The organism is Sporolactobacillus terrae DSM 11697, from assembly GCF_000648615.1.
Lineage (GTDB): Bacteria > Bacillota > Bacilli > Bacillales > Sporolactobacillaceae > Sporolactobacillus > Sporolactobacillus terrae.
In genome coordinates, this window is sequence record NZ_JFZC01000047.1 from 79,353 (window position 1) to 86,361 (window position 7,009).

A 7,009-nucleotide genomic window follows, 5' to 3' on the forward strand; every position below is an offset into this window, starting at 1 on the left:
GTAATAAAACACCATCATAAAATCCGGTGTTATCATTAAAGCGACGAAACCATAAGGGCGCTTTTCGGCAGCACCTTCGGTGACGGACCTTGAATCGCCAGTTCAATCGCAGCTTCCTCAACCATCGGGCTGAGATGTCCGGCTTTTTCAAAAGCCAAATACCGATCCAGGAGATAGACATGTTCATTCTTTGTTCGGTCGCGATAGTAAGCGCGTTCGATCGTGAGTTCACCGAAAAGACTGGTGATTTGAAGCGGGCGTTTACTCACGAGCCGATACTGTTTTTTATCCCGTTCGTCGGCAATTTGTTGATCCATGTCCTCCAAGAGCTTTTTCATCACCTGAGTGAACGTCTCCTGTAGCTGCCGCCAGACCCATTGTTCCAGTTGTTTTAAATTCATATACACTGTGTTATTCTGTTTCATGAAGGTGCTCCTTCGAATCGTTGTGGTCAACTTTGATTCTACCAAGGGGTCACCCTCTTTTCCATAGTTATCGCTTCTTGATCCTACCGCGCTACCGCTTGGTGTCCTTTATTTCCAGTCAATGGCTGTTTCCATTAACTGGAAATAAAGGCTATCTTTCTGCCTACAAAGCATCTGCATCCATCTCCATGGTCCTAATATCTAACGGTGAGACACTATTAATTTTGTCGGCATCTCTATAAAACATCGGAATATACTGCATATTACTGCTTTGTTTTGCACTTATATATTCACAATGGCCATTAAGCAAATGACCCAATTCATGAGTTAAAATGAAACGTGCAACAAATGTATTAAGCAAACTAGCTAGGCTTACGTCAATAACTTTGCTGTCTATAGCTTTAGCTTTTCCATTATTGTCGAATACAATTCCTTCATATGATATTTCCTCACCATCAATCTCATCTGCACCAAGCGACATCGCCTTTATAAATTCTTCACTTCTTTTTTTTGCAAAGTCATAAAAATAATCAAAAAACTTATCGATTACTCCTGTATTTATTCCAATATTATCAACGTTGTTTTTATGCCCAGATTTTCCATTTAGTCTTTCATCCTCTATGAGATAAAATTTCAATTGGGATTTCGTTGAGTTAGTATTACTTTTCAAGACTTTCTGCATTAAATATTGGTACTGTTGATAGATTGCCTGCGCTCTATTTTCAATATCTTTGTAGAGAGCCTCTTTCATAGTAACTCTATCCACTTTCTCAACTTCTCTCATTTTTAATTTTATACTCTGATTATATCGTTAGAGGAAAGACGTAAAAGTCAGCATTTTTCACGAATACCCCATCCATATAGGGAGCAACGTAACCTTCTGACATAGCTTTAAATAAAGGATTAAAGGGACACAACAAGCGGTGAAAATCCTTCGACTGAAAATTTCACGGAGCCTTTTTGCCCCTTGTCAGTCTGCACATAGCAAATCATGCGCCCGTTAAAGCTTCTGCGCCATTTTTCCACGTAATTGGTTATATCATCGACATTCCCGTTTTCAAACCCGAGAAATGCTGCATCATCCGACGAAAAAGTCACGATTCTTTCATCGCTTGTCGCGCGTCCTTTGTTATCAATAAACGTTAATTCAATTTGATGGATCACTTTGTCTGGATTATATGTGCGGTTAAATCGCGACCACTTAACCGGTGCTTGCCAGACGTTAGCCATTAATTGGCACGATTCACCAACCGCTTCCAATAAATCTGTAATTGGCTTGCCGTCTTTTTTTGCTTCAAGCGTTAAAGGAACGTTTTGATAATGGGTCACTGCTGTGTAATAGCCTTCGGTTTCATCAAAGGTCATCGGAATATCTGTCTGTCCCATTTTTAGGGTAAACTGATCGGCATTGGTATAAAGGCGAATTTCAACATCTTCTCCGTCTCGATAGTTCCATTTTCTAAAGACCGGTGTCCATGGATCTTCTGTTTTGCAGCCATCATAGGGGCGCGTGTACAGCTTGCCCGTTGCCGCTTCAACCCACCAGCTTTTTCTTTTATAGAACATAATGGTTGGATAACCGCACAGATCAATCAATCCGCGATATGTCCCGTGCCTCGGAAATACACCACGCGCTTCTCCCAGAAAGTCGACTCCGGTCCATATAAAATGACCCGAAATATAATTATTATTCTTCACCGCCAGCCACTGGGAATAGCTATGTTTGCTTTCACTGCTGTAAAAAGGCTTGTCCGGAAAGCGTTTGTGATGATCTTCATATAAATTTTCTTTGTAATTATAGCCGACAAGATCGAGAACGTCGATCAGGCCCGTTTGAGAGGATAGCTCCGGAAAAGCTGCCGCCAGGGTCACCGGGCGAGTTGCATCCTCTCTGTGCACAATGTCTGTCAGCCGTCTGGCGATCACAGTAGCGCGCCGCGTATCCGGACGATTCGGGTTATAGATACGTTCCTCGGCCGGTTTATTGGCATCGTTATTTCCCGTCATTTCATTGAAAAGCTGATTCGCGTACGGATCGTTCGGGTAATCAATCTCATTGCCAATACTCCAGGCAATAACGGAGGCATGATTTTTATTGCGGCGAACCATATCGACAAGATCTTTTTCGTGCCAGACGGGAAAATCCTTTGCATAGCCTTCATATTTTGGCGGATAAATATTATGGCCCCGGCACCATTTATTTTTGGGGTTTTCCCATTCATCAAATGCTTCGTCAATGACAAAGAAACCAAGCGCATCACACAGGTCATACAGATTCTGCGCATGAGGATTGTGCCCCATGCGGATGGCATTGCCTCCTGCTTCCTTAATTTTAAACAGGCGCCTCAGCCAAACCGCAGTTGGGACAGCTGTACCGAAACAGCCAGCATCCTCATGAAGATTGACACCTTTCAATTTCGTCGCTGGCTGATTGTTCAGTAAGAAGCCCTTATTGGGATCGAAGACAAACTTGCGGATGCCCACGTTTTCCAGATAATGTGATTCTTTTCCTTCAGCAGTGACTTTTGTCTCCAATTGATAAAGAGCGGGGATTTCTGCGCTCCATAATTTGGGCTCTGCCAATTCTTTTGCGAAAACGACTGCCCGTTTACCGTGAGCGGGAACGGAAACCGTTTCTTCTCCTAATTTAAAGAAAGATTCACCGCCGATTTCTTTTAGCGTCTGTTCAACCGTAACCTGCGTCTCTGTATCCAGTGCATTGGTTAATATCGCTGACGCGTTCACCTTGGCTGCACGATCGGTGATGGCTTCTGTTTCAAAAGTGACATCATAACGGTCGACATAGACCTGATCCAAAACGGCAAGATAAACCGGACGCGTTATTCCCGATCCGTTATACCAGCGGGAATCTGCGATATCCGAGTGGTCCACACGCACGGCGATCACAAATTCGTCATTGTTGTTAAACGCAGCAAGATCCGTGAGATCATACTGAAATGAGCTGTAGCCGGAAGGACGATAGCCGAGATGATAACCATTCACCCATACATCCGCATTTTTATAGACACCTTCAAAACGAATCTGCAGGACACGGTCCGATAGATCCCCCAATTCCGCAGCGCTAAAATGGCAGCGATACCAGCCAATGCCTCCCGGCAGATATCCGGTGCCGCTTGACGCATCTTTTGTGAAGTCCTGAGTAATACTCCAATCATGAGGGACGGTGACCTTTTTCCAGCCCTGATCCGCAAAATCTTTTTGCCAGGCATTTGACAGATCGCCTAGAAATAATTTCCAATTGGTCAAACAATATTGTTCCATTTGTACACCTCTGTTTTTTTACATTAAGTGATAACGGCTATTCCCAAACATCCAGTTTTCTATCTTTAAAGTAAAAGGTTTTATCTTTTTCCCCTATTTTTCTGATCACACGGCAAGGGGAGCCGTAAGCCACAACATTGGCGGGAATGTCTCTCGTCACCACGCTTCCGGCGCCAATAACCGAATGATCCCCGATCGTCACGCCAGGCAGGATCTGGACACCAGCACCAATCCAGACATTCGTGCCAATCTTAACGGGCAGGTTGTAGACGTAATGATGCTCTCGAAGTACGGGGAGAATCGGATGTCCGGATGTTGCGATCACAACATTCGGACCAAACATGCAGTGGTCGCCAACGTATATATCAGTATCATCAACAAAGGTGAGATTGAAGTTGCAATAAATGCCACTTCCAAAATGGACATGATGGCAGCCCCAGTTGGCATGGAGCGGTGTCTCTATATGACAGTTTTCGCCAATCTCCGCGAACATTTGTTTTAACAATTTCCGTTTTTTCTCATTTTCTAACGGTCTTGTGGCATTATAATCATGCAGCAACTCCAGATACTCCATTTGTTTCCCCATGATCTCAGGATCGTCATAATGATAGGGCAATCCTTTTTCTTTTCTTTCTTTGTTATTCACCCCGGCACCTCCATTCAAAAGCTATGCTCTGCGCTCTTTGCGCCTGATCAATTCTTCTACAATTTTAATAACTCCATAGTCATCATTTGACGCGGTTATATAGTTTGCGTATTGTTTCATACCTTCGCTGGCATTGGCGACTATATAGCTGTATTTTACGGATTGAAGCATCTCGGCATCATTATACGTATCGCCAAAAGCCATCATTTGAGAAGAATCAATATGCATATAGTCACCTAATCGTTTCATTGCTTTCCCTTTATCAATACCTTTATTCATGATATCAATCCAAAGCGTGCCGCTGATCACCACTGAAAATTCTTTTACAAATTGCGGTTTAAAAATTCGATCGTAATGCGCCTTGCTGCCTGCCCCCGGGAAATAAATCGTAAACTTATCTGCTTTCACCGCCAATTTTCGCATGTCTTCAACAACGGTTATTTTGGTATAGTACGTATACAGGAACGATTTATACTGCTCATTTTTCTTCGAAATATAGGCGGAATCCAAGCCGCATAGAATAGCGACACCATCGGTTTCATCTTCGACAAATCGGATCATCTTCTGATAAGCGCTGACATCAATCAGACTGTTAAAGAGTATCTTCCCTTTGTAACTGACTAATCCGCCATTATCACAGATAAAGACCATATCCTCTTTTAGATTTGAAAAAATATCACTCAGTGTGTAAAGCGGCCGGCCACTTGCAATCGCAAAATCAACGCCCAATTCCCGAAGTTTTAAAACATAGCGTTCAAAATCAGGCGGCAATTCACTGGTACTTGTCAACAAGGTGCTGTCCATATCCGTTGCAATCAGTTTCACATTTTCCAAAATCGGTTACCATCCTTTTTTTATTTTATGACTTTGTTAAACTCACCTGTCGCTCTCCAGGAGATTGATTACCGCAGGCATCACGCGCCTTCCGATCCAATCAACGGAGTGGCAAAAAAACGACAATGAATTTAAACAGAACTTATTCTATAAATATTGTATTTAAAAGACTTTGAAAGCACTATCTTTATCGTATATAATCATGTAAAAATCGTATGTAAAGGAGTCAAGGCGATGCGCACTCCATTAGGCGTCTCATCCGATCTGTCAGAACGTCTCAATTACAATATTCCTGACTTCCCGCTTTATTTGAAGAGAGACGATTTGAGCAGATACGGATACAAAGCACTTTGCCATTGGCATACGGATCTGGAATTCATTTTCGTCCTTCATGGTTCCATGGATTTTTTCGTAAACGGTGGCATTCATCATTTGGAGGAAAACAGCGGTATCTTTGTAAACAGCAAAAGACTCCATTACGGATTTTCGGAGGATCATACTGAATGTGAGTTCATTGCACTGGTGATCAGTCCGGCACTGTTTTTTGAGCATTCACTTGTGACCAAGCACTATTTTAAAGAGAAATTCGGCAGTTTGTCCCAAGACTGCCTCTCCCTGAGCAAACGAATCGAATGGCAAAAAAATATTCTTGACACTATGTATTTCCTTAATAGGGAAATGACAAAAGATCAGCCTAATATTCTTCGCGTTATGTCTCTTTCGACACTTTTATGCGCGGATGTCGGCGACCACTTAGTAACCCGAAAAGAGCATCTGGATGAAACCCCTGATCAGAATCTTGTCTGGAAAATGACGGATTATATACAACGGAATTACGACAGAAAAATCTCACTGAACGACATTGCCGGGGCGGGGGCCATTTGCAGAAGCAAATGCTGCCAGCTGTTCAAAAAATATTTAAAACAATCACCCAATAACTACTTGATCCGCTACCGGCTTTCTAAGTCCCGTGATTTACTGAGAAGTACGAATTTAACCGTTTCTGAGATCAGTGCCCTTTGCGGTTTTCAGGCGCCCAGTTACTTTACACATGTTTTTAATCAAGAAATGGGAAAAACACCTAAAGCGTATCGTCAATCACAATAAGTACTTTTTAGTTAAGGATTCCCGAGTGTTTCATTCAAACGATCATTCCTTTATAATGTCAATGAAAATAATTGAAAACAGACACAGGTGCAGACGGCTTCTTTTTGCTTCGTTTCTTTTTTCTGTTTCATCCAGCCCTGATCATCAGCCAAACGTCCGTTTTAAAGCCACAAGGATTAACGTGACGTGGCAATCATTAAGCTTTATAAATTTTTCTCGGATTTTTTATCCGTTTTATACTTCAAACCAAGATTGTTCGCCATAAAAACATCAATAAGCCGCTTGGGAAGAAGCCGGGGAATGACCCAATTGGTTATTGGACGCGGAACGACCGAAAATCCGTAGCGAACTTTTGGGTGCGGGGTTGTTAGTGCCTTCCAGACGATATTCCCGAGACGTTCGTTTACCTGTGCATTAATTCTTAAAATGATATATTGATCCTGACGAGAAATGTGCTTTCGGTGATAGACTTGCCATAGATTAATCCATGAAGCGGCAGGCCCGAGACTTTCAATTAGATATAAGGTATTCATTCGCTTACTCCAGCGGCGCGCTCTTAATCGCTTTTCTATAGCTGGAATGATATATTTTTCGAATGCTTTTGACTGAGTGATGTTTAATAAATTTAACCTGAATTATTCATAGCCTAATTTGCTAACTGGCCAAAACGCTTTCCCCACAAGGAGATAACCCTTTTCGTTTTTTCACCGATTAG

At 42.4% G+C, this 7,009-nt stretch carries 7 protein-coding genes; 1 reads left to right on the top strand and 6 read right to left on the bottom strand.

Translation table 11 applies throughout. From position 1 onward, the window contains the following. Positions 1–35: 35 nt before the first annotated feature. The 5 genes from AA84_RS17660 to AA84_RS0110610 all read right to left on the bottom strand — a co-directional run bounded on the left by AA84_RS17660 (position 36) and on the right by AA84_RS0110610 (position 5,178). A complete protein-coding gene (locus AA84_RS17660) occupies positions 36–425 on the bottom strand; it encodes a UPF0236 family transposase-like protein (RefSeq protein WP_051577939.1) in 390 nt (129 codons plus the stop codon). Between the two features lie 163 nt (positions 426–588). Further along, the gene (locus AA84_RS17665; RefSeq protein WP_051577940.1) at positions 589–1,209 is read right to left on the bottom strand and encodes a hypothetical protein; all 621 of its coding nucleotides are present in this window, start codon (positions 1,207–1,209) and stop codon (positions 589–591) included. A gap of 119 nt (positions 1,210–1,328) precedes the next feature. Beyond that, on the bottom strand, positions 1,329–3,707 hold the full coding sequence (locus AA84_RS0110600) for a glycoside hydrolase family 2 TIM barrel-domain containing protein (protein WP_028977180.1): 2,379 nt from the start codon (positions 3,705–3,707) through the stop codon (positions 1,329–1,331). Between the two features lie 37 nt (positions 3,708–3,744). Beyond that, on the bottom strand, positions 3,745–4,353 hold the full coding sequence (locus AA84_RS0110605; RefSeq protein ID WP_028977181.1) for a sugar O-acetyltransferase: 609 nt from the start codon (positions 4,351–4,353) through the stop codon (positions 3,745–3,747). Positions 4,354–4,374: 21 nt separating this feature from the next. Then, positions 4,375–5,178 carry an HAD family hydrolase gene (locus AA84_RS0110610; protein WP_223362613.1) on the bottom strand — a complete coding sequence of 268 codons (804 nt, stop codon included), beginning with the start codon at positions 5,176–5,178 and terminating at the stop codon, positions 4,375–4,377. Positions 5,179–5,421: 243 nt separating this feature from the next. Here AA84_RS0110610 and AA84_RS0110615 point away from each other — a divergent pair, with 243 nt between their 5' ends. After that, complete coding sequence (locus AA84_RS0110615; protein WP_028977183.1) at positions 5,422–6,294, top strand: AraC family transcriptional regulator; 873 nt, start codon at positions 5,422–5,424, stop codon at positions 6,292–6,294. A gap of 203 nt (positions 6,295–6,497) precedes the next feature. Here AA84_RS0110615 and AA84_RS0110620 read toward each other — a convergent pair whose 3' ends face one another. After that, entirely contained in the window at positions 6,498–6,827 is a 330-nt protein-coding gene (locus tag AA84_RS0110620; RefSeq protein ID WP_028977184.1) for a hypothetical protein, read from the bottom strand. Positions 6,828–7,009: the final 182 nt, after the last annotated feature.